The sequence below is a fragment of the Yinghuangia soli genome (assembly GCF_021502675.1).
GTDB classification, from domain to species: Bacteria; Actinomycetota; Actinomycetes; order Streptomycetales; family Streptomycetaceae; genus Yinghuangia; species Yinghuangia soli.
Genome location: NZ_JAKFHA010000024.1, coordinates 32,501 through 57,035, shown reverse-complemented (window position 1 = coordinate 57,035; position 24,535 = coordinate 32,501). Strand labels below are relative to the sequence as shown.

Genomic DNA, 24,535 nt, shown 5'->3' with positions numbered 1-24,535 from the left:
CCGTGGCCACCATCATCCAGAGCAACACCGCTCCCGTGGCCGCGGTGCCGGTCGACCCGGTCACCCTGGACATCATCGAGAACGCGCTGCGCAATGCCCGCCACGAGATGGACGAGGTCCTCTTCCGTACGGCGCTGTCCCCGGGTATCCGCGAACAGCACGACGAGTTCCCGCTCATCGCGGATCCCGAAGGGCGCATGGTCGTCGGTCAGTTCGGGCTGTCCGTCCCGGACTTCCTCGACGGATTCGGCGGCACGATAGGCGAAGGCGACGTCCTCCTGACCTCCGACCCCTACGCCTGCGGCGCGGCGATCAGCCATGCCAACGACTGGCTGGTGGTCCTGCCCATCTTCCACCAAGGCCGCCTTGTCGGCTGGGCCTCGATGTTCGGTCACATGGCCGACGTGGGCGGCAAGACACCCTCGTCGATGCCGTCCGACGCCCGGACCATCTACGAAGAGGGCGTCGTCATACCGCCGTTCAAGCTGTACGACGCCGGCGACCTCAACGAGGACGCGCTTGCCGTCATCCTCAACCAGGTCCGTATGCCCGACTGGAACCGGGCCGACCTCAACGGGCTCGTCGCCGCCTGCCGCACCGCCTCCCGGCGGATCTCCGAGCTCTGCGAGCGCTTCGGCGTCGAGGTCTACCTGTCCGCGCTCGATGCCCTCTTGGAGCGCAACTACCAGGCCATGAAGGCCCTGCTGGCCACCTTGTTCGAGGACGGCGAGACGCTCGAGTTCACCGACTGGATCTGCGACGACGGCTGCGGATACGGCCCCTACGAGCTGACGATCGCCCTCACCCGCCATGGCGAGAAGATCCACCTGGACTTCGGGAAGGCCGCGCCGCAGGCCGTCGGCCCCGTCAACTACTACATCAACGAGAACCTCGTACGGATGTTCTTCGGCATCTACGTCATCACCGTCGCCGATCCGCAGATCCTCTGGAACGACGGCTTCTATCCGCTCATCGACGTGACCATCCCCGAAGACTCCTTCTGGAAGCCGCGCAGGCCCGCGGCGCTCAACGCCCGCAACCACGGCATCGGGCGGGTCTTCGACCTCTTCGGCGGGCTGCTGGGCCAGAAGAATCCCGCAATCCTCAACGCCGCCGGCTTCTCGTCCTCCCCGCACTTCATGTACTCCGGCTACCGCACCGCCGGCGAACAAGCAGGGGAGTGGTTCCAGCTGTACTCGATCGGATTCGGCGGGATCCCCGGCCGACCGATCGGCGACGGGCCGGACGGCCACTCCCTCTGGCCGTCCTTCGTCAACATCCCCTGCGAGTACCTCGAGGCCTACTACCCGCTGCGCATCGAGCGCTGGGACACCGTCGCCGACTCCGGCGGTGCCGGGCTCCGCCGCGGCGGAAACGCCGTCGACGTCGCCTACCGCTTCGCCGAGCCCGGCACGATCGCCATCCACGACGACCGGTGGCTGACCTACCCGTGGGGGGTCAACGGCGGCCGCCCCGGCGCCCGCGGGCGCAAGTGGCTCGAACACCCCGACGGAACCGTGCGGATCCTCCCCAGCAAGTGCCATGACATCCCGGTCGCTCCAGGGGATGTGCTGCACTTCGTCACCTGGGGCGGCGGGGGCTGGGGCGACCCGTACCAGCGCCCGACCGACCTGGTGGGCCTCGAGGTCCGCCGCGGGCTGGTGACGGTCGAAGGTGCCCGGGACGGCTACGGCGTGGTGTGCGACCCCGACGGTGCAGTCGACGCCGACCGCACCCGCGAACTCCGCGCCCGCCTCACCGAGGAGCGCGGCGAGCCGCCGCTGTTCGACATGGGTCCGCCGCTGGCGACTATCCTCGATCGCTGCCTTGCGGAGACCGGCCTGCCGGCGCCCGCTCCTCCGGTCGACGTCAGGACGGTGACCGCATGACCGACCTCCGCGCCGATTACCTCGCGTCCGGCTTCGCCGCGAGGCTGGGACCGGGGAACTCGCCGGCCGTCCTCGTCGTCGACATCGTCCGCGCCTACCTGGACGACGGGTCGATCCTGCGGGCTCCCGTCGACGATGCCGTCCGGGCAGCCGCCGAACTGGTCTCGGCCGCCCGCGATGCCGACGTGCCCGTCGTCTTCACGACCGTGCGCCTGACGCCCGGAGGCGCGGACGGGGGGCTGTTCCGGCGCAAGGTGCCGGCCCTCGCGCTCTTCGAAGGAGACGGCCCGCTCGGTGCGTTCGCCGTCGACCCAGCGCCGCGCGACGGGGATGTCGTGGTGGTCAAGCAGTACGCCAGCGCCTTCTTCGGAACGTCCCTCGCCTCCACGCTGCGCACCTGGGGTATCGACACGCTCTACATCTGCGGGCTGACCACCAGCGGGTGTGTCCGGGCCTCGGCGACCGACGCCCTCCAGCACGGCTTCCGGCCGATGGTGGTGGCCGATGCCTGCGGAGACCGCGACCCGCGGCTGCAGGAAGCCAACCTGCTGGACCTCGACGCCAAGTACGCCGACGTCGTCAGCCTCGCCGAGGCCCTCCGGAACCTCGGCCGCGGCTGAGGTCCGCAGCGGCCCGCCACCCCACCGCAGGCTCCGCCGGATGGGCCACCCACCCGTGGCCCATCCGGCGGAACAGCACCGCCCGCCGGGGGCACGAGCCCGGCCGCCGGTGCACCGCGCGGCGGGGCGCGACGCTGTCGCACCCCGCCGCGCTCGCTCCCCCTACTTCCGCGCCCACGGCGCACCGGACAGGACCCGAGGTCATCCGGTCGCAGGACCGCGCCGGGTTCGTCGTCAATGCGCTGCTCGTGCCCTACCTGCTCTCGGCTGTCCGCATGCTCGAATCCGGCTTCGCGTCCGCTGACGACATCGACGACGGCATGGTGCTCGGCTGCGCCCACCCCCTCGGCCCGCTGCGCCTGGCTGACCTCATCGGCCTGGACACGTTGAACGCCATCGCGGAGTCCATGTACGAGGAGTTCAAGGAACCCCTCTACGCCGCACCGCCATTGCTCCTTCGGATGGTCCAAGCCGGCCAGCTCGGCCGCAAAACCGGACGGGGCTTCCACGCGTACTGACGTCCGGCGCCGTACCGCAGGGCAGTGCCCTGGTTGTTGCCCGAGGCGGCTTCAGGCTTTGCGGCGAAGCGGACTTCCGGTTGCCCTGGGCCACCAGAAACGTTCCCCGGTCAGCAGGACCAGAGCCGGGACCAGGACGCTCCGGACCATCAGCGTGTCGATCAGCACGCCCACACACACGATGACGCCGATCTGGGTCAGCGTGATCAACGGCAGCACGCCCAGCACGGTGAAAACCGCGGCGAGCAGGATTCCCGCGCTCGTGATCACGCCGCCGGTCGACGCGAGGGCACGCAGGACGGCGGTCCGCGTGTCACGGCCTTCTTCCGTGTCCTCCCGGGTGCGGGCGATGAGGAAGATGTTGTAGTCGACGCCGAGCGCGACCAGGAAGATGAACGACAGCAGCGGGACGGTGCTGTCGAGAGCGGGGAAGCCGTACAGGTGCTCGAAGACGAGCCAACTGGCGCCCAGGGCCGCGAAATACGAGGCGATCACGGTGAGCACGAGGAGGATCGGGCCGAGCAGGGCACGGAGCAGGAATACCAGTACCGCCAGCACGATGAGCAGGATCATGGGCACGATTACTCGGGTGTCGCGCGCGACGGCCTGGTCCACGTCGTAGGCCTCTGCCGTCGTTCCGCCGACCAGCGCATCGGCTTCGGGAAGCCCGGCCAGCCGGTCCCGCAGCCGCTCGATGGTGCGGTCCGAAGCGGAAGTGCCCGGAGCTGCGGCCAGCACGATGCGGGAACGTGCGTAGGTTCCGGTGGTCTGCGGGGGCGAGACCGATACGACGCCGTCCACGCCGCGTGCCGCGGCGGCTGCGGCTTCTCCGGAGGGAGGCGCCGACAGCAGGGTCAGCGGCGTCGCGGCTCCGGCCGGGAGGACGGACTCGAGGGTGCGCTGGCCGCGTACGGATTCGGGAGTGTCGCGGAACGCGTCGTTCTGGGCGAGTCCGGTGGAGGCGCCAAGAAGTCCGGCGGCGCACACCGCGAGCAGGCCGACGCACGCGACGGCAGTCGCCTTCGGGCGGCGCGCCACAAACCGGCCGAGGCGGGCCCACAGCCCCTCGCGGTCGGCCGCGACCCGGTCGCCCGGAATCGGGACGAACGGCCAGAACAGTCCGCGGCGCGGAAGGACCAGGCAAGCCGGCAGGACCACGAGGCCGAACACCATGGCGACGAGCACCCCGACCGCCCCGCCGAAGCCGATGCCGCGGTTGGACGTGAGGTCGGCGGCGAGCAGAGTCGACAGGCTCAGCACCACGGTGGTCCCGCTGGCGATCACCGCCGGCGCGGTCCGGCGTACCGCACGTTGCATGGCCGCGAACCGGTCGGACTCACTGCGGAGTTCGTCGCGGTAGCGCGCCACGAGCAGGAGTGCGTAGTTGGTCCCGGCGCCGAACACCAGCACGGAAGTGATGCCGGCGGCCGACCCGTCGATGTCGATGCCTGCCGGTCCGGCCAGTCGGCTGACCGCGATGGCGGCAAAGCGGTCGGCGACGGCGACCACGGTCAGCGGCACCAGCCAGAGGAAGGGGCTGCGGTAGGTGACCAGGAGAAGCAGCGCGACCACCGATGCGGTGGCGATGAGCAGGGTGGTGTCCGCGCCGTCGAACACCTTGGACAGGTCGGCCGCGTAGGCGGGGCCGCCGGTGACCTGTGCCCTCAACCCGCCGGGCAGGTCGGCCGAAGCCGTCTGCCTGACGGCCGCGACGAGGCTGTCACGCTGCTCGTCCTCCAGTTGCGCCGGCAGCGCGACCGCGACCGTGGCGACCTTGTCGCCGGCGAAGTCCGCCTCGGCGGCCCCGTCGGCCGAAAGCGGCCTCAGTCCGGCGGCCCGGTCGGCGACGGCGGCCCGGTCGGCGCCGTCGAGCGCTGCGCCGTCGCCGCGGCTGAAGACCACGATGGCGGGGACGAAGACGCCGGCCGGCTGCTCCCGGAGCGCTTGGGCGACCCGGCCCGCCTGCGAGGCTGACGGCGCCGACGACCGGTCCCCGCCCCCCTCTGATTCGCTCGGTCCCCAGGCAAAGGCGGCACCGACCGCGGCCAGGGCCAGCAGGACGGCCAGCCACGCCGTGAACCGCCGCCGCGGTGCCGGTTCTGCGTGCTCGAACGTGTTCGCATCATGTCGGCCGGAGCGGGCAGGGAGCGAGGAAGGGGAAGGCACCGCGACTCCGACGGAAATAGTTAAGTTGCTTAGCTATTCCAGCGTGGCAGACTGATCGCCATGGCGCAAGAAAAGAGGCGGGAGCATCAGGAACCCGCCGACGAGACGCGGGGGCCGAACGACGAACTGTCGCGCTCCCTCCGCGACGTGCTGACGCTGACCTCCCTCGTCCGGGTCTCTTTGGGCCGCGCCTTGCAGATGCCGGCCACCGACGTGGAGGCGATGGAGCACGTGATGATGGCCGGGCGAGCCGGCGAGACGCTCGGTCCGGGCGAGCTCGCACGCCGACTGGGCGTGACGTCGGCGGCCGCCACCCAGACCGTCAACCGGCTGGTCGGCGAAGGCCACCTGACGCGCGTCCGCCACACCGGCGACGGCCGCCGCCAACTGCTCGGCGTCACCGGCAGCGGCCGCCGCCACGTCATGGGCGAGCTCCTGCCGCTGTTCGCGCTGCTGGCCGAGGCCTCGGCAGACCTCTCGCCCGCAGAGCGAGCCGGCGCGCAGCGCTACCTCGACAACGTCGCCGACGCCTACCGCGCCTTCCTCGCCCGGGATTCGAGCACGTCCGCGCAGTGAGCACCCGCTGCAACCTTGTCGGTCCGCGGACCTCGAGGGCAGCGTGGGGACGCGTGCGGCGTCCCGCGCCGCAACGGCGTCGGGGCCTGCTCTGGTGACCCCCGACGACGGACGGGACCCTGTGGGTGCCGATAATCGCGTCCGTGCAGGTCAAGCGGCATGCCGGTATTCGCGGAGAGTTCCGCGAGTCGGTCGTGTCGGTGTATGTCGAGGTGCGCGATGCGCTCGGGATCGGCGATCGGCGCGGGCAGCGTGCGGAGCGGCGCTGCCTGTTGAAGCGTTCGGTGTGGGCGATGTCCGTTGTAGTGCGGTTCGAACTCGCGGAGCGCGTTGAGGAGATGCCGCGGATGCCGGCATCCGCGAGGATCTCGTCGGCGAGGGCGAGGAACTTGTCGTCTCGATCGCGGATGAGGAATTTGGCGGTGGTGCCCGCGTCTTCCAGGTCCATGGCCAGGTTGCGGATCGCCTGGGCGACCCAGCCGTGGGGTGGGCGGTGGTGCTCAGGATCCGGATCCGGCGGGTGGCGTGCTCGATCACGGCGAGGATGTACTGGGTCCGCCGGTCAGGGTGACGGTCTCGATGAAGTCGCACGCCAGGATGGCGTCGGCTTGGGAGCGGAGGAAGTCGGCCCAGGTGTTCGCCACGACGAACAGCCGTGCGCCGGAGTCTGCAGTGAGGAGCAGGGCTCAACCCACGCCGATGACCGCCTGCACGGCGATGCGCCGGGTGGAGACCTTGAGCCCGAGCACAAGGAAAATCTGCGGTTGCGGGGTGAGAATTATCCGCGGTGCGTGACAGGAATTTCTTTCGCGGCAAGCCGAGCGAGTCAACTCGTTTCGGTAACTCGGCGGCAACGTGCTACTGTCAATTCCAGTTGCAGTTGTGGTTCCCAAAATCTTCGAGTACTTCCACCGTGCTGTCCCGGTGTGACGTGCTTTCATAGGTCCGGAAATCTCCGGTGGGGCGATCATCGCGGCGACGCGGGGTCCGCATGGTGCGGGCTCCGGGCCCTGCCCCTTTCAAGGAGATCTGACATGGCTTCCGGTACCGTCAAGTGGTTCAATGCGGAAAAAGGCTTCGGCTTCATCGAGCAGGACGGCGGTGGGCCCGATGTCTTCGCCCACTTCTCGAACATCGCCGCCCAGGGCTTCCGTGAGCTCCAGGAAGGCCAGAAGGTGACCTTCGACATCGCGCAGGGCCAGAAGGGCCCGACCGCCGAGAACATCGTTACCGCCTGACGCCTTCGCGTACTTCGCAGCCGGGGCCCGCACCTTTGGGGTGCGGGCCCCGGCTTGCTGTTCGGGTGCCCGCAGGCCGTGCATCGCCACGCCGCCGCGCCCGAATTTCCGGGACCCGGCCCGGGTGGTATCCCTTTCCGATTTTCTGGACCCGCGGACCGGTCGGCCATGTGGGCCCGTCTCCGACGAACTATTTCGGCTCGTCCCTGCAATTCCCCCTCCCGGCTTCCTGCCGCGGGAATTCCTTGGCGCGCGCCGCATCAAGGAAGGTTCCGTATGAACCGCACACGTACGAACGACCGCTCGACCCGCACCGGCACCGGCCGTTCGGGTTCCGGGCAACGCGGCGGCACCCGGCCCGAATCCGCGGTGCCCGGGCACTCCGGAGCCCAGAGCCGTACGGGAGGCCGCCAACGTCCGCAGCCCGCACCGCAGGGCGAGTTCGCGTTGCCGAAGACGGTCACCCCCTCGCTTCCCGCCGTTGCGGCCTTCGCGGAACTCGCCCTTCCGAAAACGTTGTTGGCGGCGCTCGGTCGGCAGGGTCTGACCGTGCCGTTCCCGATCCAGGCGGCGACCCTGCCGAACACCCTTGCCGGCCGTGACGTACTGGGCCGCGGACGCACCGGGTCGGGCAAGACCCTCGCGTTCGGCCTCGCCTTGCTGGCACGTACGGCCGGCATGCGCGCCGATCCGCGGCAGCCGCTGTCCTTGATCCTGGTCCCCACGCGCGAGCTCGCCCAGCAGGTCACCGAGGCGCTCGCTCCGTACGCCCGTGCTCTGCAGCTGCGGCTGGCCACGGTCGTCGGCGGAATGCCGATCGGTAGGCAGGCCAGCGCACTTCGCAGTGGCACGGAGGTCGTCGTCGCGACTCCGGGCCGGCTCAAGGACCTCGTCGACCGGGGGCACTGCCGCCTGGACCAGGTCGGCATCACCGTCCTGGACGAGGCCGACCAGATGACCGACATGGGATTCATGCCGCAGGTCACCGCGCTGCTCGACCAGGTGCAGCCGGGCGGGCAGCGGATGCTGTTCTCGGCCACGCTGGACCGCAACGTCGACCGGTTGGTGCGCCGCTACCTGACCGACCCGGTGGTGCACTCCGTCGACCCCTCGGCGGGCGTGGTCACGACCATGGAGCACCACGTCCTGCATGTGCCCACCGCGGAAAAGCACCAGACGGCCACCGAGATCGCGGCACGCGACGGCCGGGTGATCATGTTCCTGGACACCAAGCACGCGGTCGACCGGCTGACGCGGCATCTGCTGATCAGCGGGGTACGCGCCGCGGCACTGCACGGGGGCAAGTCCCAGCCGCAACGCACCCGTACTCTCGCCCAGTTCAAGTCCGGCCACGTGACGGTTCTGGTGGCGACCAACGTCGCCGCGCGCGGCATCCACGTCGACAACCTCGACCTGGTCGTGAACGTGGACCCGCCCGTCGACCACAAGGACTACCTCCACCGCGGCGGCCGCACCGCCCGTGCCGGCGAGTCCGGCAGCGTCGTCACTCTGGTCACCCCCGACCAGCGCCGCAGCATGAGTCGGCTGATGGCAGCCGCCGGTGTCACCGCGCGGACCACCCAGGTACGTTGCGGCGACGCCGAGCTCAGCCGTATCACCGGCGCGCAAGCTCCTTCGGGCATCCCCGTCATTGTCAGCTCGCCGCCGGCCGACCGTTCCCGCAAGCGTTCCGGGGGTGGCGGCGCGTCCCCGATTCGGGACCGACAGAGCCGTCCCGTCCAGGACCGCACCATCGGGCGCGCCCCGGAGCGCGCGTCCTCGTACGAATCCATCCCGACCGCGGCGGCCTGATGCGCCTGAGCCCTGGAAGGCCCGCGTCGGCGTCCGAAGCCGAGGCGGCACCTTTGACAGCCGTGCGCATGTCACCGCCTGCCGCACGGCCGACGGCCTACAGGGATGATCCTGTGTCCTGGGCCGGTCTCTCGCGCACGTCCGGGCCGCGGGTCAGCGTCGACATGACCGTCGAAGTGGCGTTGTCAGTGATGTTCAGCGCCCTTTCCGATCACCTGTTCCTGTGCGACGAGGACGACCAGCGCACCGGCGTGGTCACGCGGGCCCAACTGGCCGCCATACGCGACAGCCCCTCGTACACGGACCGCGTCCGCCTCCAGGACGTCATCGACACGAACGATGCCTTGGCCGGGCACGAGATGGCGGCCTTCGGTGCCGAACCCGTCGTGTGACCACGCAGCCGCGTGGCAAGCATCCCGTCGGGAGCGCCGTGTCGCGGGGTCTTCCCGGCCTCTGCCGCCGCTTCCCCGCTCCGGTCGGCCTTCTTCTCTCTTCTGTGAGGCAACATGCGCTGCATCATCGCCGGTTTCGCGTTCGAGCTCTCCAAGCACGGCGTGCTGGAATCCATGAAAGGCGTCAAGCCCGAGCCCATCACCAGCAGCTCCGTCGTCATCGGCCGCCGCCGGTACCCGGTCAAGCAGGTCGGGGGCATCCTCACCCGGCAGGACCACCGTGACTTCACCGCGGAAGAAGTCACCAGGGCCATGGCCCGCCTCGGCTTCACGTGCCACGCCTCCGGCACCACACCACCGAGCGGGCAGACACCGCTCCAGATCGCCTCGGCACTGCTCGGCCCCGCGCCTTCGGTGTTGCACAACCAGACGGACGGGCGCCGCGGCATCCTCGACGCCGCTGTCCCTGTGTGAGGGCCGCGCTGCATCCCCCGGGGTACGTCGTCCCTGCGGCGCCGGCTCCCCACTGGATACCGCCGGACCCGCCGAAGCCGAGCGCCGCGGTTGTTCAAGCGGGAGGGGACGGCGGACCCGGATGGCGCAAGAGAGCGCCCACCTGGCGAGCAGTGTCGTCGAGGCAGTCGGCGAGAAGGTGCAGGTGCTGCCTGCCGTAGCTGTCGGTCGACACACCCAGATCGTCCATGGCCAAGACCAAGAGCCGCAGTTGCCCGGCAACCGCGGCCAGTTGCCGGGCCAGCGCGTCGTGGTCCATTCCTTTGCCTCCGCGCTGTGCTCTCGGGGGAATCCCGACGCTCCTCCTGCGGGGCGGGCGGGACGGATCAGGTGTCGGCACCGCCAGGGTGGGGCGGGCGGTCCTTGCGGAGTTCGGCGTTGATGCGCAGCGCTTCTTCGAGTTGGTCCTCGAGGATGACGATGCGGCAGGCGGACTCGATGGAGGTGCCGCGGTCGACGAGTTCACGGGCGCGGGCGGCGATGCGCAGCTGGTAGCGGGAGTAGCGGCGGTGGCCCCCTTCGGAGCGCAGCGGGGTGATCAGGCGCGCTTCGCCGATAGCGCGGAGGAAACCTTGGGTGGTGCCGAGCAGCTCGGCTGCGCGGCCCATGGTGTAGGCGGGGTAGTCGTCGTCGTCGAGACGGCCGAACGAGTCGTCTGCTGTCATCTGCACTTTCTTCGTGAAACGTGTCCGTGGAACGCGTGGAGGGGCTCTGGCACCGTAGCGGCACCAGAGCCCCGAAGGAACTTCCACACCATCTGCCGGCCTAGTCCTGCGCCGGCCTCCTGTATCCGCGAGCCCGACTGTGATGCCGTCGGCTGTGCGGGGATCGCTGCTGCTTGACCGAAGACCACCTCACTATCGATGTCCTGCGGTACCCGGACTCAACCGCGCCCGGGCGATCCTGATGGCGCTTCACTCCTCCGTTCGTTCCTCGGTGATCAACTTCCTTGCCGAACGGGGGCACTGCGGGGGTACTACGTACTGCGGGTGATGCGAACCACTCGGTGGCCCGTGACGGCGCCACGCTTTCGGCAGCCAGCCCCGTCGCCCTGTCCTGCATCTGGGTCCTGGCTTGGAACCCCGCTGCCGAACCTCCCGGTGCGCGCGCCCGCAGCCGACGCCTTCACCGAGGTGCTGCTCAATCTGTCTTCGCTGCTGTTCCTGCGGACCGCGTCCATTCGGTCCTTCCTGCGGCGGCTCCCGCTCCTGCGGGCGCCCGGTGCGGCTGTCAGTCCCGTCGCCTTCCCGCATCAACCGCGGCTTCGGGACTCCACCGGCGCACCGTCCTGCATGCTGCAACTCTCGTCTTGATGCCGGCAGTTCATCCTCTGCCAGGCCCTGCTGTCTTCTGGCTACGAGAGAAACCATAACCATGCTGCAGCCCAATGTCTACTCTCACGAGCATAGATTTCTGCGTACGCGGCAACGAGGTATTCGAACGCGAACGGAGACGGGTGTGCGGAAGAGGCCGGGTGGGGGTGCCGGCCGACCGCCGGACAGCGGCGGGGCGTATGGCACGGACGGCCGCGTCCCGGATCTGGGCGACGAGCGTGTGGCGGGCCGCATCCCCGGGCGCGCCGACGACGGCACGCCCGCCCCGCGCTCCCGGCCGGGCCACGGCAGCTGATCGGCGACCGCGGCGTCCGCAGGTACGGGCGACTACCGGCCGTCGGCGTCGGCCAGGCGTTGTGTCCAAAGGCGGCGGTCGGGCATCGCGCCGCAGCGACTGCCGGCTGGTGCAGGCGCGGTCACGCGTCCGCCGGCAGCGACCTCGACTGGTGGCCGGCGTACGACACGAAGGCGGGCGAGGGTACGGCGTTCGACGCCGTTCGCGCGCCCCGGCGGTCTGCAGGCGCGAGTCGGACCTCGGCGCCGCGCCGATGCCACGCCCTGACAGGTCGACCCGGCGCCGTGGCTTCCGGCGTGACCGTTCCGCAATCTCGGCAGCCCATACTGGCCTTAAATGACGAGACAATCCGCCCCACGGCGCCACCTGTCCACGAGCCCCTTCAATGCCCCGGTTGCTCCGCCGGCCAAACGCTTTGCCCCAGGGGATCGGGTCTCTCACGACCGCTACGGCCTGGGCAAGGTCATCGAGATCGAGAGCGAGAACACGATTCTCGTCGACTTCGGCGTGCGCGAAGTCCGAATCGCCAGCCCCTACACGCGACTGCACATGCTGTGACCGTGTGAGGCTGCCCGCTTCGCCGACCAAGACTCGCTACGGCCGCCCAACCGTCGGCGCGACGGGGGCACGCCGACTTCGCGCGCGCCGACAGCAGCGGCTGCATCCCGGGCAGCGGCGCGTGGAGGCGGCGGAGGGGCCGGTCAGTGCACCCGAGGCGGACAGGTGCGATCCAGCGTTCCGTGAACGCGTTCCCCGCGGCGCGGTCCGTATGAGCGGCGTGGACGGCGCAGGCGCCGGTCGGGTGTGCGGTGATGCCGAGCAGCTGCACCCGACGGGTGCCCGGTTCCGTTGCGCGCGCAGTGCCTTCGGCAGCATCCGGGCCAGGGCGGACAGAATTGCGCGGTCTGGCCAGTACAGCCGCGGCTTCGGGTTCGCCCGGCGCAGCACCGCGACTTCATGCCGCAGCGCTGGTAACTCCGCACTGCAGCAGTTCCGCCTTGCAGGTGCCGACCGCCGCGTAGACGACCTTTTCCAGGCTTGTCAGGGCCAGGCGACGACCTTCGACCACCGTGATCGGCAACGCTCGCTCTCCTCATGGTGCTCCCCGCCGAGCGTGCCGCGGCGCGTCCCTTGGAGCTGCGGTGTGGCAGCGGGGCACGCGTCATCGGCACCCGGACGGCCGCACAGGGTCCCGCCGGCCTGCGGGTCAGCTCTGGGGGCGGTGTCCACGCCGTGCGTTGACGGCGCGCCATTCGCGTGGGGTGACGCCGTAGGCGTCTTTGAAGACGCGGCTGAAGTGTGCGGCGTTTGTGAAGCCCCAGCGGTGCGCGACGGCTTCGATGGTCATCGACTGGGCGCGGGGCCTGGCCAGGTCTTTGCGGCATTCCTCCAGGCGGCGGGTTCGCACCCAGTCGCCGAGGGAGATGCCCGAGCGGGCGAGTGTGGCATAGAGGTAGCGGACGGAGATGTTGTGGGCCCGGGCGATGCGTGCAGCGGTCAGGTCGCGTTCGGCCAGGTGCGCGCGCACGTACTCCATGATGCGGTACTGCAGGGTGGCTTCGAGGGGTTCGTGTGCGAGCCGGCGGTCGCGCAGTCGAGTGGCGACGACAGCGCGGAGCAGTTCGATGCTGGGGGTGCTGATCTCTTCGGCGTCGTCGGCGCTCAGCTCGTGCCGGCAGTCGGCGAGTCTGCCGAAGTAGGTCGCGGCGAGGGCGGCGACGGGGCTGTCGGTGCTCAGACGGACCGCGGTGACGCGTTCCAGGGCGTGGTGCGGGAGCGCGAGGTCCGCGCGGGGTATGCGGAAGTAGTGCTGGTGGATGCCGCCGTCGTTGAGCAGGGTGTACGGCGCGGTGGTGTCGTAGAGCGCGAAATCTCCGGGGTTCAGCACGGCTTCGCGGTTGCCTTGGACGACCATGCTTGAGCCGGAGATCTGCAGTCCCAGGAAGATGTACGGCTCGGTGTCGTCACGGACCAGCATCGGGGTGCGGCGGATCGTCGTGGCGTTGGAGCGCACCGAGCAGATCGCGAGCCGCCCGACGTGGCTGATGCTGCCGACGGCGGAGATTTTGGCGTTCTCCGGGTGATGGTCGATGTCGACGCGGACGACCTTGTCCCAGATGACGTTGCGCACGGCCTCGGCGCGGTCGTCCGGGGGGACGTGTGTGGTGTCGATGGTGACGGTCATCCGCGCCTCCCCGTGCCGAAGTTCCACCGCGTCGCTGTGCCGCTCGACGCATTGCTCAGGTGTGGGCGGCTGCCGGTAACGCTAGAAGCGCCGACAGCGCGTGTACAAGTCGTTCGGACTCCGGGCCGGGTACGGGGCCGCGGTCGGTCCGGGGTGCAGGCGGATTCGTACATCTGCAACGGCGTTCCTCCCGGTGCCACGAGCGTTCTGTGCACACAGGGGCAAGTTTCGTGCACGGGAGGTGGAGTCGGTCGTGTTTGCGCGTCTAGCGTGGGGCCGCGGCGTGGAGCGCCGGGGCGGCCGGGCCGTTGACCTGCGAGGGCGACGGCTCGATGATCGCGACCCTGCGGGGTCGGCCGGGCGTTGAGGGCCTGTGGCACAGGGCGTACGGAGACGGGGGATACGGGTGTCCAGGGGCGTGGATCTGCGGTTGGTGGGCCGCCGCCGTGAACAGGACGTCCTGGAGGAAGTCCTTGCGGCTGCCCCGGCGGCGCCTTCGGCCGCCGTGGTGCGCGGTGGCGCGGGGATCGGGAAGACCGCGTTGTTGGACTGGGCGGTGGCGCGCGGTGAGCAGATGGGCTTTCGGGCTCTGCGGGTGACGGGTGTGGAGACCGAGGCGCAGCACGCGTTCGCCGGTCTGCATCAGTTGGTATGGCCGCTGATGCGGCTGACGGACGGGCTTTCGGCGGCGCAGCGGGCCGCGCTGGAGCATGCCCTGGGTGTCGTGGACGGCGATCCGCCCAGTGCCTTCTTGCTGTCGGCCGCAGTGCTGCGGCTGTTGGAGCTGGCCGCCGGGACGCAGCCGCTGCTGCTGGTCTTGGACGACCTGCACTGGGTGGACGCTTCCAGCGGGGGCGTGTTCGCGTTCGTGCAGCGGCGCACCGCCGGGTTACCGGTGGCGGTGATCGGCGCGGCGCGCACCGACGGGGTTCGGGTGGCCACCGACGGGGCGCGGGTGGTGGATCTGGCGCCGTTGGGGGAAGCGGATGCGCGGGAGCTGCTGGAGTTGCGGAGGCCGGGGTTGTCGGCGGTGGGCCGCGGACGTGTGGTTGCGGAGTCGGCGGGCTACCCTTTGGCGCTGGTCGAGCTGTCGGACGGGGAGGGCCTGGGAGGGTCGTTCGACTTGTCGTCGGTCTCGCTGGACGAGCGGTTGGCGCGGGCGTTCGGCAGTCAGCTCCGTCGGCTGTCGCCTGCCGGGCGGCAGTTGCTGTTGATGGCGGCGCTGACCGGGGCGTCCGTGGGACTTCCCGCGTTGCTGCGTGCGACGGCGGAGGCGCTCAGAGCCCCGGTGGGACCGGAGGATCTGGACGAGGCGGTGGAGGGCGGGCTCATCGCACGGGTCCGGGACGCGAGTCTGCCGGTGTTCCGGCACCCTCTCATCCGTGCGGCGCTGGTCAACAGCACGCCGTCCGCGGAGCTGCGCCGCGCTCACGCGGCCTGGGCTGATGTCCTGCCGGACGGCGATGCGCACCGGGTCACCCACCTGGCTGCGGCGGTGCTCGGCACTGACGATGCGGTCGCGGCGCTGCTGGACGAGGCCGCGCAGCGGAGTATGCGCCGTGGCGGTGACGCGGAGGCGGCGCTGATGTTGGCGCGGGCGGCAGAGTTGGGCAGCGAGCCGATGGAGCGGAACCGCCGGCTGACCGATGCCGCGGCCGCGGCGATGCGCGGTGGGCGGGCCGATCTGGCCGCGGACCTGATCGGGAAGGTGGCGCCTGAGGGCCTGAGTCCCGTGCACGAGATCCTGTACGCGTCGTCGCTGTGCTACGTCCGCCAGCACATGGAGGCCGACTTCGGCACCACCAACCGGCTCTACCCGCGGGCCTTGCGGGCGTTGGGCACCCTGCCCGACGAGCCGTGGAAGGCACCGATGCGCGAGGCGGTGGTGTTCGAGGCGGCGTTCTCGGCATCGTACTCGGGCGCACTCGAGCTGTGGGAGGCCGCCGACGCCGAACTCGCCAAGACCTCGGCGCCGATGCGGTTGTGCGCGGACGTGTGGCGGGATCCGGCCCGCACCGCGCACCGCGGAGCCGACCGGCTCGCCGGACTGCTCGCCACCCTGGGACCGGACGAGGAAATCGGTGCCTCGTGGATGCTGCTGTGGAGCTCCATCGCGCTGGAGGTGTTCGGTGACCACGAGGAGGTCTGGCAGCGCATCGCGGAGCGCTCCGCGTACGTCACGTTGTCCTTCATGAACCTGTGCATCGTCCACGACGGATTCCTGCGCGGACGCTGGGACCACAGCCTGGAACTGGCCCGTGCCAGCGCGGCGGAATCGGCGGCGCACGGCAATCTGCTGCAACGGCTGGCGTTCATCGTCAACGTCGGCAGTGTGCACGGCGCGCGCGGGGACAGCGCCGCGTTGGACGAGATCGAGGCCCTGCTGGGACCGTGGCGCGACGGCGCGGCGCCGGTGTTCGTACAACACCAGCTGCGCGGCGCACGGGCTCTGTGCTCGCTCAGCCTCGGGGACCACGAGGAAGCGTACCGGCTGGCGTGCGCGATCACCCCGCCGGGCGAATTCCCGCCGTCGGCCCCGCAGTTCCAACGCGTCTTCCTGACCCTGGTCGAGGCCGCGGTACACACCGGCCGCGCCGCGGAGGCGCGCCGCCACGTCGCCGCGGCGCGGAGCGCCGGTGTGCCGTCCGTCGCGCCGTTCCACGCCTTCGTCGTCGCCGCCGGGCACGCCTTCACGGCGCAGGAGGACACGGTCGGAGAGGCATGCGAGGCCGCGTACGCGGTGCCGGGCAGTCACAAGTGGCCGTTCGAGCTGGCGCGGCTGCGTCTGGTCCACGGCGCGTGGCTGCGCCGTCGGCACAGCCGGCGTGCCGCCCGGGAGATGCTGCTTGCCGCATACGCCGAGTTCGTGCGGCTGAAGGCCCAGCCTTGGGTGCGCCGGGCAGAGGAGGAGCTGCGCGCGGCCGGACATGTCCTCACCGAACACTCGGGAAGAGTCGTGGACTTGGCACTGCTGACCGCGCAGGAGCTGCGGGTCGCCGAGTTCGCGGCGAAGGGGCTGACCAACAAGGAGATCGGCGCGCAGCTGCGGATGTCCCCGCGGACCGTGGGCGCACACCTGTACAAGATCTTCCCCAAGCTCGGGGTGACCTCCCGGGCGGCGCTCGCGGACGCCCTGCGTCCTCGGAGGTAGTCCCAGGGCGCAGGGCGTTCTCCGTGGCGTTGATCAGCTGGTGAATCGCTGGACGAACGTCAATGCGGTGTCGGCGACTTCTCGCCATCCGTGGTCGATGGTCAGGGCGTGGCCGCGGCCCGGCATCTCCACGATCTCGGTGACCGCGGTCTCGTTGCGGGCCTGCTTCTTGTAGGAGCCGTGGGCAATCGACCATGGGACGGTGTTGTCGCGTTCGCCTGAGATGATCAGCAGCGGGCCGCGGTCCGGGGCGCGGGTGTCGACCTTGACCTCGGTCCAGGGGTTGATGTTGGCGGCGGCCGCCTGGAACAGCGGCTCCCCGGGGGCGGGCACCGCGAACTCCTCGTACAGGGCGCGGGCTTCGTCCTCCTCGACCGCGTTGGCGAACGAGTACCGGAACTGCTCGTACGTCAGCGGCACGGCCCGGTGATAGTTGGCCGGGTTCCCCAGCACCGGGCGTGCCGCGCGGAGCGCGGAGATCGGCAACGGCAGCACGCCACGGAACGGCGCCGGGTCGATGGCCACCGACGCCGCGGCCAGGCCGCGGCCGGCGATCATCTGGGTGATCAGGCCGCCGAAGGAGTGGCCGACGACCACCGGCTTGGCGTCGAGTTTCCCGATGACGGTGCAGAAGTGGTCGGCGACCTGTCCGACGCTCTTGCGGGCGAACACCTCGGGGTGGGCGTTGGCTTCCGCGACGGTGTCCGGGTCGTCGGGCCAGCCGGGCGTCAGGGCGGTGTAGCCGGCCGCTTCGAATACGGCGGCCCAGCGGTCCCAACTGGAGGGCAGCAGCCACAGGCCGTGGACGAACACCACCGGGGGCCGTCCGGAGGCGTTGGCCCGCTCGATCGCGGCAAGGTCGGATGCGGTCGACATGATGCGGTCTCCTTCTCGAAATGGACGGCGGTCAGGCGCGGACGGAGCGTGCGGCGGCGGTGATCAGGGAGACCACCGCGTCGGGACGGGAGTACATGGGCAGGTGGGAGCTGCGTACTTCGACCGTGGCGCCGCCGACGCGGCGTGCCTGGAAGCGCTGAAGTTCCGGCGCGATGCCGCGGTCCTGCGTGGACACCAGCACCCAGGACGGTACGCTGCGCCACGCCGCCGTGGTCGCGTGGTCGCTGAACGCGGTCGCCGACAGGGGTCGCTGGGACGCGGCGAGCACCCGTACGGTCGAGGCCGGCACGTCGTCGGCGAAGACGCGGTGGTAGCGGTCGGCCTTGATGTAGAGGTCCAGCCCCGGTGTTCCGTCCGGGCCGGGCGCCGGGATCGCGTCGAGCGCGGGTTGCAGCTCCGACCCGGGGTACCGGCCCGCGAGTTCGCCGAGAACCTCCCCGGCGTCGGGGACGAACGCGGCGATGTACACCAGGGCCTCGACCGACGGGCTGGTGGCGCCGGCCTCGCTCACGACCGCGCCGCCGTAGGAGTGCCCGGCCAGGACCACCGGTCCGGTCACCGCAGCGAGCACGGAGGCGAGGTGGGCGGCGTCGTGCGCCAGGCCGCGCAGCGGGTTGGCCACCGCGCGGACCGGGTAGCCGGCGCGTTGGAGCTTGGGAATGATCGGGTTCCAGCTGGAGGCGTCCGCGAACGCGCCGTGCACGAGGACGACCGTCGGCTTCCTGCGGGCGCCGTGGTCGGCGCTCGCGGCGGAGTCCGCGGCCGCGGTGCCGGTCGTGCCCAGGAGGGTCGCGCCGGCCACAGTAGCGGTTGAAAGCCCGATGATGCGGCGGCGCGAGGGGGTTTCACGGTCGGACATGGTGGTTGCTCTCCCCAGGGGTCAGGTGGCCGAGACGGCGTCGGCCGAAGGATGCGTGACCTGTCGTGGCTGGATCGGCGGCGGCCCGCCGACAGGGGGTCAGAGGCGGACGAGCGGGGTGTCGACCAGGTGTTCGACGAGGAACCACACCTGCTTCTCGCCGGTACGGATCACCGACGAGACGATCAGGTCGTTGCTGCCGTCGTCGCCGAACTCCGTCAGCCGCACAGCCGCGTCGCGCGCTTCCATGAGGATCACTTCGTGCGCCTCCAGCAAGCGCGAGAGCATCGCGGGGACCTCTTCGGCGCCGTCCGGCGGGCGCGGGATACGGGTGATCTCGGCGGCGTGCCGCGGGTCGCCCACCGCGACGCCGCCCAGGCTCTGGACGCGTTCGGCAAGGTCGTCGACGAGGGCGAGCTGCTCGCCGGCGTGCGCGTCGAGCAGCAGGTGCAGTTGGTGGAACGTGGCGCCGCGCATGAGCCAGTGGTGCTTCTTGTACAGGCCGTGGAGCATCTGGGTGTCGGCGAGGATGCGGTTCAGCCGCCGGCACGCGTAGAGCCGGGTGTCGTGGGACAGCCCGATCGGCAGTTGCTTGACGGTGCCGAACCTGTGGATCTCGTGGCCGTGTTGGTGCAGCAGTGGCTGTGCCGCACCGGCCGCGAGCGTGCCGGTCGCCGTGCCGGTGTCCGTGGGCATGGTGCCTCCGGTTCTGGGTGGGGGTTCCCTGAAGACGCTAGGGACGGCGCCTGCGCCCACGTGCCTGGCCGCGCACGGAGGCATGCCTGGGAGTGCGCCCCACCGCGACGGCGGATGACGTAAGTCACCGAGAGCCGATGCACGGTCGATTGACCTACGGCGCGCGTGCGAGGCGGACACAGGATCAGCGGAGAGGCCGCTACGACGGCGGCCTGTCGTTGACCACCGCACTTCCGCCCAGGAGCCAGTCGTGAGCCTTGTGCTGAGCACCGCGTCCGTACCGCCCGCGCACGGGCTGCCGTTCTGGAACCAGGCCTTGAGTCGGACGTGGGCGCCGGTGACGGTGACCGCGCAGGCAGAGGTGCCGTTCGCGGGCAGCGTCCGCAGCTACCGCCTCGGTGGTGTGCGGGTCCTCGCACTGGAAGCCGACGCGCAGGAGGTCACCGCGGCGGCGGCGCCGTCGCCGGACGGATGCATCACCGTCGTCATCGCCGCCGAGGGCACCATGTCGCTGGCGCAGGAAGGCAGGCGCGCGGTCGTGCGGCCGGGCGGCATGGTCCTGGTCGACACCAGCCGGCCTTTCCGGCTGGCACACGACGAGGCGCTGCGCTTGTACGCGTTCCATCTTCCGCGGCGTGCCACCGGGCTACCGGAGGCGACGATCGCGCGGATGGTCGCCGTCGCGGTGGAGCCGGACAGCACCGTGGCGTGCGTCTTCGGGCCGTTCCTGGCATCCCTCGCCCGGTCCGCGTCCTCGTTCACCCCCGAGGTCGGCGAACGCCTCGCCGACAGCATCCACGGCCTGCTCGCCGCCCTCGTCGCGGACCAGGGCCACAGCCCGCCGCCGGAACCTGACGCAGCGCGAGCCCAACTGGCTTTGCGTATAAGGGATTTCGTCAATTCGCGCTTGGCCGACCGCGACCTTTCCCCAGAGCTGATCGCGCGGGCGCACCGCATCTCGGTGCGCCACCTGCACAAGGTCTTCGAAGGAGAAGGCATCACCGTGCGCCGTCTGGTCCAGCGCCGCCGCCTCGAGGAGTGCGCGCGGGAGCTGGCCATGCGCGGTCCGTCGGGCCCGACGGTCGCATCCGTCGCGCAGCGCTGGGGATTCGTGAGCACGGCCCACTTCAGCAGGGCGTTCCGCTCCGCCTACGGCCTGTCCCCCACCCAGTGGCGGCACACGCGCACGCCCACGGCGGCGACGGCGTCGCCGTGAGCGCGCCGCTTAGTGGGAGCCTCCAAGCCGCCTGCCCTCGGCGCGCAGCACGTGGAGCGAGACCGCGGCCAGGCCGGCGAGCAGCACGGCGGAGATGCCGAGCGCCCACGCCAAATGGACGCGCAGCACCAGGACCGCGCCGGCGAGCGCCCCGCCGAACATGCACACCGCCGAGGCCAGGCGCCGTGCCGGGTTGCGTTTCTCCGCCGGGTCGGCCGCGATCCCGGCCAGCGTGAGGGTGAGCACGGTGGTGGTCAGGTCCGGGACAGCCAGGCGCCGGACCACGGCGTTCTGCAGGCCCATGCACACTCCCAGCACGGCGATCAACGCGTATCGCGCGGCCGTCCCGGGAGGGGCGTCCGGCAAGGCGAGCGCGGTCGAGGCCGCCATCAGGACCGCCTGGACGGTCACTGCGGTCGCGAACAGGCGGCCCCTGCGCACCGGGACGGCCGACCGGGCATGCACCCGTCCGCCAAGGAGGGCGCCGACCAGGAACGCGCCGAGCGAGACCAGCGACGCCTGCGCGGACAGCCCCGGTGCCCCGGCCCACGCGAACCCGAGGAAGACCACGTTGCCGGTCATGTTGGCCACGAAGACATGCCCGAGTGCGAGATAGCTGACCGCGTCGACGAACCCCGTCACCACCGTGAGCAGCAGCAGCGCCGGCACGAACCGGCGGTGCGCAGTGCCCGCCATCGGCCACACCGTGCCCCGCAACCCCGCGACCAGGGCGCGCGGCCAGGTTCCTTGTCGAGGATCACATGGCACGGGACTCGGCCTCCCAGTCCGCGGCCGAGGGTCTGCGCCGGTCGGCGAGGACGACGCGGGCGAGCAACCCGCCGCCCACCCCGAGGGCGATTGCCGCGCCGGCGCTCCAATCCGGCCAGCCAAGGTCCGCGGCGCTGTCGACGGCGTACTGCCCGGGCCCGGTCATGGCCAGAGCGGCGCAGCTGACGACGAGGACGAGCGGGTACTCGTACCCGTCGAACTGCACCCACAGCCCGTGCCGCCATTTGACGGTGACGGCCACGGTCATGACGCCGATCGCCCCGGCCGCGGCCAGCGGGGTCAGCGCTCCTGCGGCGAGCAGCAGGCCGGCGCCGATCTGGCTGCCACCGGCGATGACCGCGGTGGCTGTTCCGCCGCGGAACCCGTCGTCGCGGAACTCCCGCACGCCGCCGGACAGGCCCTTCCCCCCGATCCAGGGGGTGACCTTCTGGATCCCGTGGCCGGCGATGAGCAGGCCGATGGCGAGACGCAGGACCAGCAGTCCAGCATCCATGGCAGATCTCTCCTGTCTGGGAAGCAACTCCGGGCCGCCGCGCTGAGCGTTGCCGATCGGGCGCGGCGAGAAGACGGCGTCGGGGGCCCGGGCGGGGGGCCGGCCGCCCGCCCCGCCGGGCGGGGGGGGGGGGGGGCGGGCAGGTCGCCCGGCCGCCGACGCCGCGGGCGGGCGCGGCGGGGGTGGGTCCGCGCCCGCGGGTCAGCCGGCCGCGTGGGCGCCGATGAAGTGCTTGGCGTACACCACGCCCAGCCCGTAGGCCCCGGCGTTGGCCTTGACGATCTCCATCACCCCGTCGTAGGTCGTCGCGCGCGCCCAGTCCCGCTGCAGCTCCAGCAGGACCTGGACCCAGGTCACCGGCACGGCGCCGGCGGCGAGCATGCGCTGCATCGCGTGCTCGTGGGCGGCAGGCGTCACGCCGCCGGACGCGTCGCCGACGACGTACACCTCGTAGCCCTGGTCGAGCGCGGACAGTACCGGCAGGACGAGGCAGACCTCGGTCCACAGCCCCGCGATGACGATCTTGCTGCGGCCGGTGGCCTTGACCGCGTCGACCAGGGCGGGGTCCTCCCAGGCGTTCATGGTGGTGCGGTCGATCGGCCTGGCGTCGGGGAAGACCTCGAGCAGTTGCGGCAGCACGGGGCCGGAGAAGGACTCGGCGGCGACGGTGGTGATGACGGTGGGCACGTCGAAGAGCCTGGCGGCCTTGGCCAAGCCGACGGTGCCGTTGATGATCGAGGTGCGGTCGCCGCTGCCGGAGCCGAAGAACATCTGCGGCTGGTGGTCGACGAACAGCATCATGGCGTTGTCCGGCGTGAGCAGGTCCGGGCTCGGGGCCGCGGTGACGTCGGCGAGGTTGACCATCAGGGTTGTCTCCTTCATGGATGCGTAAGGGTGGGCACAGCAGTGCCCGCGGGCTCGGAGCATCGGCGCCCCGAGCACGGGCACGCGGACGGTTCGGAGGCGCGCCGGCCGCAGGCGCGTGACGGATGCCGAAACGGGCCGGTTCAGAGCACGAAGCAGGCGTCGAACGCCGGGGTTCGGGCCTCCGGGGTGAAGCCGCGCTGGACGCGCCATTGGCGGTGCTGCTCGGACTCGGCGACGGCCTGGGCGAGCAGGTCGGCCTGCCGGGCGCCGGACAGGCTCGGCTTGGGGGTGGCCTGGTAGCCGCCGAAGTACGCCACCGGGCTCCACGCGGGACTGATGGGCGGCAACTCCTCGTCGCAGCCCTCGTATTCGGCGGCGGCGTAGACGATCCGGCCGTCGACGACGGTCAGGACCGACTCGATGTGCGCGATGTCGTCCTCGTGTACGGCGAAGTAGTCGTCCGACAGTACGGCGAGGTCGGCATAGCAGCCCTCCCGCAGGACGCCCTTGACGTGCTCCTCGCCGGTCAGCCGGGCGCCGCCGCGGGTGTACAGCTCCAGGGCGTCCTCGCGCGTGAGCCGGTTGTCCGGGAGGTACAGGCACAGGTCGCCGACGGTCTTCCCGGTGACCAGCCAGTGCAGGGCGACCCACGGGTTGTACGAGGACACGCGGGTGGCGTCCGTGCCGCCGGAGACCGCGATGCCGGCATCGAGCATCCGCCGCACCGGCGGCGCCTGGGCCGCTGCCTCGGCGCCGTACCGGGACACGAACGCCTTGCCCTGGAAGGACATCCGGCTCTGCACGCTGATGCCGCCGCCGAGCGCGGCGATGCGGTCCAGGCTGCCGGGCGAGACGGTCTCGGCATGGTCGAACAGCCACCGCCCCGTCCCGGGGAACAGGCCGTCCGCGGCGAGCTTCTCGAACACCCCCAGGTCGCGGCGGATGGTCTCGTCGTAGGTGGCGTGCAGCCGGAAGCCCCAGCCGTTCTCCGCGAGCAGCCGCACGGCCTTCTCGAACTGCGCTTCGTACCCGGCGTTCAGCTCGGGCCGGGGTTCGGCGAAGTTCTCGAAATCGGCCGCGGCCCACACCAGGTTCTCGCCCGCACCGTTCAGGCGCAGCCACGCGTCGCCGTCGCCGGGGCGCACGGTCTCGATCCACCGGTTCAGGTCGGCGATCTCCTGTCCGGCTTCCTGAGGGAAGAGGTGGTAGGCGATGCGCACGGTCAGTTCCCCGGCCTCGGCCAGGTCGATGACGGTGCGGTAGTTGTCGGGGAAACTCTGGAACCCGCCCGCTGCGTCGACCGCGGAGGTGAGGCCGAACCTGTTGAGCTCACGCAGGAAGTGCCGGGTGGACAGCCGCTGGTCGTCCTCGTCCAGGCGCGGTGCCTTGGCCAGGGTGGAGTAGAGCACCAGGGCGCTGGGCGCGGCGAGCAGGACGCCGTTGGGGCGGCCGTCGCGCCCGCGGACGATCTGCCCGCCCGGCGGGTCGGGTGTCTCGCGGGTGAATCCGGCCGCGGCGACGGCGGCGCGGTTGAGGATCGCGGACTGGTACAGGTGCAGCACGAACACCGGGGTGTCCGGGGCGGCCGCGTTCAGCTCGGCGACCGTCGGCATCCGGCGCTCGGCGAACTGGTCGGCGGTCCAACCACCGACAACACGCACCCACTGGCCGCGCGGCGTGCGGCCGGCCTGCTCCTTGAGCATCGCCAGCGCCTGGCGCAGCGTGGGCACGCCGTCCCAGCGCAGTTCCAGGACGTAGTTCAGACCGCCGCGGATGACGTGCAGGTGCGCGTCGTTGAGACCCGGGACGACGCGGCGTCCCAGCGCGTCCACGACGCGCGTGGCGGGCCCGACGTGCCGGTGCAGCTCGCGGTCTCCGCCCAGCGCCTGGACGCGTCCGCCGCGGATGGCGACCGCGTCGGCCTCGGGGCGCCTCGGGTCCCCGGTGAAGACCTTGGCGTTGCGGACCAGCAGGTCCGCGGGCTCGGCGGCGCCTGCGCCGGGGCTGAGACCAGTGACGGGCATGGAGG

General features: G+C 71.1%; 22 protein-coding genes and 2 pseudogenes. 11 read left to right on the top strand and 13 right to left on the bottom strand.

The genetic code is table 11. The features are described 5' to 3' along the window. Positions 1-2 precede the first annotated feature (2 nt). From LZ495_RS30375 to LZ495_RS30365, 3 genes and pseudogenes are all read left to right on the top strand, one after another. Positions 3-1,889: a hydantoinase B/oxoprolinase family protein gene (locus tag LZ495_RS30375; RefSeq protein WP_235056143.1), complete on the top strand. Its 1,887-nt coding sequence runs from the start codon at positions 3-5 to the stop codon at positions 1,887-1,889. Further along, complete coding sequence (locus tag LZ495_RS30370; protein WP_235056142.1) at positions 1,886-2,509, top strand: isochorismatase family protein; 624 nt, start codon at positions 1,886-1,888, stop codon at positions 2,507-2,509. The genes LZ495_RS30375 and LZ495_RS30370 overlap by 4 nt, the downstream gene beginning before the upstream one ends. Positions 2,510-2,700: 191 nt before the next feature. Continuing rightward, positions 2,701-3,027, top strand: a pseudogene (locus tag LZ495_RS30365) (3-hydroxyacyl-CoA dehydrogenase family protein); the annotation flags it as partial. Positions 3,028-3,078: 51 nt separating this feature from the next. On the opposite strand, the gene LZ495_RS30360 reads toward LZ495_RS30365, so the two are convergent. Beyond that, positions 3,079-5,193, bottom strand: a complete 2,115-nt coding sequence (locus tag LZ495_RS30360; protein ID WP_235056141.1) for an MMPL family transporter — start codon at positions 5,191-5,193, stop codon at positions 3,079-3,081. Between the two features lie 60 nt (positions 5,194-5,253). Here LZ495_RS30360 and LZ495_RS30355 point away from each other — a divergent pair, with 60 nt between their 5' ends. Further along, positions 5,254-5,769, top strand: coding sequence for a MarR family winged helix-turn-helix transcriptional regulator (locus tag LZ495_RS30355; protein WP_235056140.1), 516 nt, complete (start codon positions 5,254-5,256; stop codon positions 5,767-5,769). Between the two features lie 150 nt (positions 5,770-5,919). Here LZ495_RS30355 and LZ495_RS30350 read toward each other — a convergent pair. After that, positions 5,920-6,410: pseudogene (locus tag LZ495_RS30350) on the bottom strand (hypothetical protein); the annotation flags it as partial. A 393-nt stretch (positions 6,411-6,803) separates the two neighbouring features. Here LZ495_RS30350 and LZ495_RS30345 point away from each other — a divergent pair. The 4 genes from LZ495_RS30345 (at position 6,804) to LZ495_RS30330 (ending at position 9,685) form a co-directional block, all read left to right on the top strand. After that, on the top strand, positions 6,804-7,007 hold the full coding sequence (locus LZ495_RS30345; protein ID WP_235056139.1) for a cold-shock protein: 204 nt from the start codon (positions 6,804-6,806) through the stop codon (positions 7,005-7,007). Positions 7,008-7,283: 276 nt separating this feature from the next. Then, the gene (locus LZ495_RS30340) at positions 7,284-8,819 is read left to right on the top strand and encodes a DEAD/DEAH box helicase (RefSeq protein ID WP_235056138.1); all 1,536 of its coding nucleotides are present in this window, start codon (positions 7,284-7,286) and stop codon (positions 8,817-8,819) included. 113 nt (positions 8,820-8,932) lie between these two features. After that, positions 8,933-9,211, top strand: a complete 279-nt coding sequence (locus LZ495_RS30335; protein ID WP_235056137.1) for a hypothetical protein — start codon at positions 8,933-8,935, stop codon at positions 9,209-9,211. Positions 9,212-9,325: 114 nt separating this feature from the next. Then, complete coding sequence (locus tag LZ495_RS30330; RefSeq protein ID WP_235056136.1) at positions 9,326-9,685, top strand: SCO5918 family protein; 360 nt, start codon at positions 9,326-9,328, stop codon at positions 9,683-9,685. A gap of 94 nt (positions 9,686-9,779) precedes the next feature. Here LZ495_RS30330 and LZ495_RS30325 read toward each other — a convergent pair whose 3' ends face one another. Continuing rightward, positions 9,780-9,983: a hypothetical protein gene (locus LZ495_RS30325; protein ID WP_235056135.1), complete on the bottom strand. Its 204-nt coding sequence runs from the start codon at positions 9,981-9,983 to the stop codon at positions 9,780-9,782. 67 nt (positions 9,984-10,050) lie between these two features. Beyond that, complete coding sequence (locus LZ495_RS30320; protein ID WP_235056134.1) at positions 10,051-10,389, bottom strand: MerR family transcriptional regulator; 339 nt, start codon at positions 10,387-10,389, stop codon at positions 10,051-10,053. A 1,300-nt stretch (positions 10,390-11,689) separates the two neighbouring features. Between LZ495_RS30320 and LZ495_RS30315 the strand changes: the two genes are divergently transcribed. Further along, positions 11,690-11,911, top strand: coding sequence for a HypC/HybG/HupF family hydrogenase formation chaperone (locus tag LZ495_RS30315; protein WP_235056133.1), 222 nt, complete (start codon positions 11,690-11,692; stop codon positions 11,909-11,911). A 397-nt stretch (positions 11,912-12,308) separates the two neighbouring features. On the opposite strand, the gene LZ495_RS30310 is transcribed toward LZ495_RS30315, so the two are convergent. Beyond that, positions 12,309-12,434: a hypothetical protein gene (locus tag LZ495_RS30310; protein ID WP_372498668.1), complete on the bottom strand. Its 126-nt coding sequence runs from the start codon at positions 12,432-12,434 to the stop codon at positions 12,309-12,311. 126 nt (positions 12,435-12,560) lie between these two features. Beyond that, a complete protein-coding gene (locus LZ495_RS30305; RefSeq protein ID WP_235056132.1) occupies positions 12,561-13,538 on the bottom strand; it encodes a helix-turn-helix domain-containing protein in 978 nt (325 codons plus the stop codon). Between the two features lie 418 nt (positions 13,539-13,956). Here LZ495_RS30305 and LZ495_RS44275 point away from each other — a divergent pair, with 418 nt between their 5' ends. Continuing rightward, positions 13,957-16,689 (top strand): helix-turn-helix transcriptional regulator, encoded by a 2,733-nt coding sequence (locus LZ495_RS44275; RefSeq protein ID WP_308268666.1) that lies wholly within the window; start codon positions 13,957-13,959, stop codon positions 16,687-16,689. Positions 16,690-16,722: 33 nt separating this feature from the next. Here the strand turns inward: LZ495_RS44275 and LZ495_RS30285 are convergent, their stop codons facing one another. The 3 genes from LZ495_RS30285 to LZ495_RS30275 form a co-directional block, all read right to left on the bottom strand. Then, complete coding sequence (locus tag LZ495_RS30285) at positions 16,723-17,565, bottom strand: alpha/beta hydrolase (RefSeq protein ID WP_235056131.1); 843 nt, start codon at positions 17,563-17,565, stop codon at positions 16,723-16,725. A 31-nt stretch (positions 17,566-17,596) separates the two neighbouring features. Continuing rightward, the gene (locus LZ495_RS30280; RefSeq protein ID WP_235056130.1) at positions 17,597-18,445 is read right to left on the bottom strand and encodes an alpha/beta fold hydrolase; all 849 of its coding nucleotides are present in this window, start codon (positions 18,443-18,445) and stop codon (positions 17,597-17,599) included. A 99-nt stretch (positions 18,446-18,544) separates the two neighbouring features. Then, on the bottom strand, positions 18,545-19,141 hold the full coding sequence (locus LZ495_RS30275; protein ID WP_235056129.1) for a Dps family protein: 597 nt from the start codon (positions 19,139-19,141) through the stop codon (positions 18,545-18,547). Positions 19,142-19,391: 250 nt separating this feature from the next. Here LZ495_RS30275 and LZ495_RS30270 point away from each other — a divergent pair, with 250 nt between their 5' ends. Then, positions 19,392-20,357, top strand: a complete 966-nt coding sequence (locus LZ495_RS30270; RefSeq protein ID WP_235056128.1) for an AraC-like ligand-binding domain-containing protein — start codon at positions 19,392-19,394, stop codon at positions 20,355-20,357. 9 nt (positions 20,358-20,366) lie between these two features. Here LZ495_RS30270 and LZ495_RS30265 read toward each other — a convergent pair whose 3' ends face one another. The 4 genes from LZ495_RS30265 to LZ495_RS30250 form a co-directional block, all read right to left on the bottom strand. Beyond that, positions 20,367-21,053 (bottom strand): YoaK family protein, encoded by a 687-nt coding sequence (locus tag LZ495_RS30265; protein WP_235056127.1) that lies wholly within the window; start codon positions 21,051-21,053, stop codon positions 20,367-20,369. A 61-nt stretch (positions 21,054-21,114) separates the two neighbouring features. Next, positions 21,115-21,639 (bottom strand): DoxX family protein, encoded by a 525-nt coding sequence (locus tag LZ495_RS30260; RefSeq protein ID WP_235056126.1) that lies wholly within the window; start codon positions 21,637-21,639, stop codon positions 21,115-21,117. 201 nt (positions 21,640-21,840) lie between these two features. Beyond that, positions 21,841-22,503, bottom strand: coding sequence for a hydrolase (locus LZ495_RS30255; RefSeq protein ID WP_235056211.1), 663 nt, complete (start codon positions 22,501-22,503; stop codon positions 21,841-21,843). A gap of 143 nt (positions 22,504-22,646) precedes the next feature. Beyond that, positions 22,647-24,530, bottom strand: coding sequence for an amidohydrolase (locus LZ495_RS30250; protein ID WP_235056210.1), 1,884 nt, complete (start codon positions 24,528-24,530; stop codon positions 22,647-22,649). Positions 24,531-24,535: the final 5 nt, after the last annotated feature.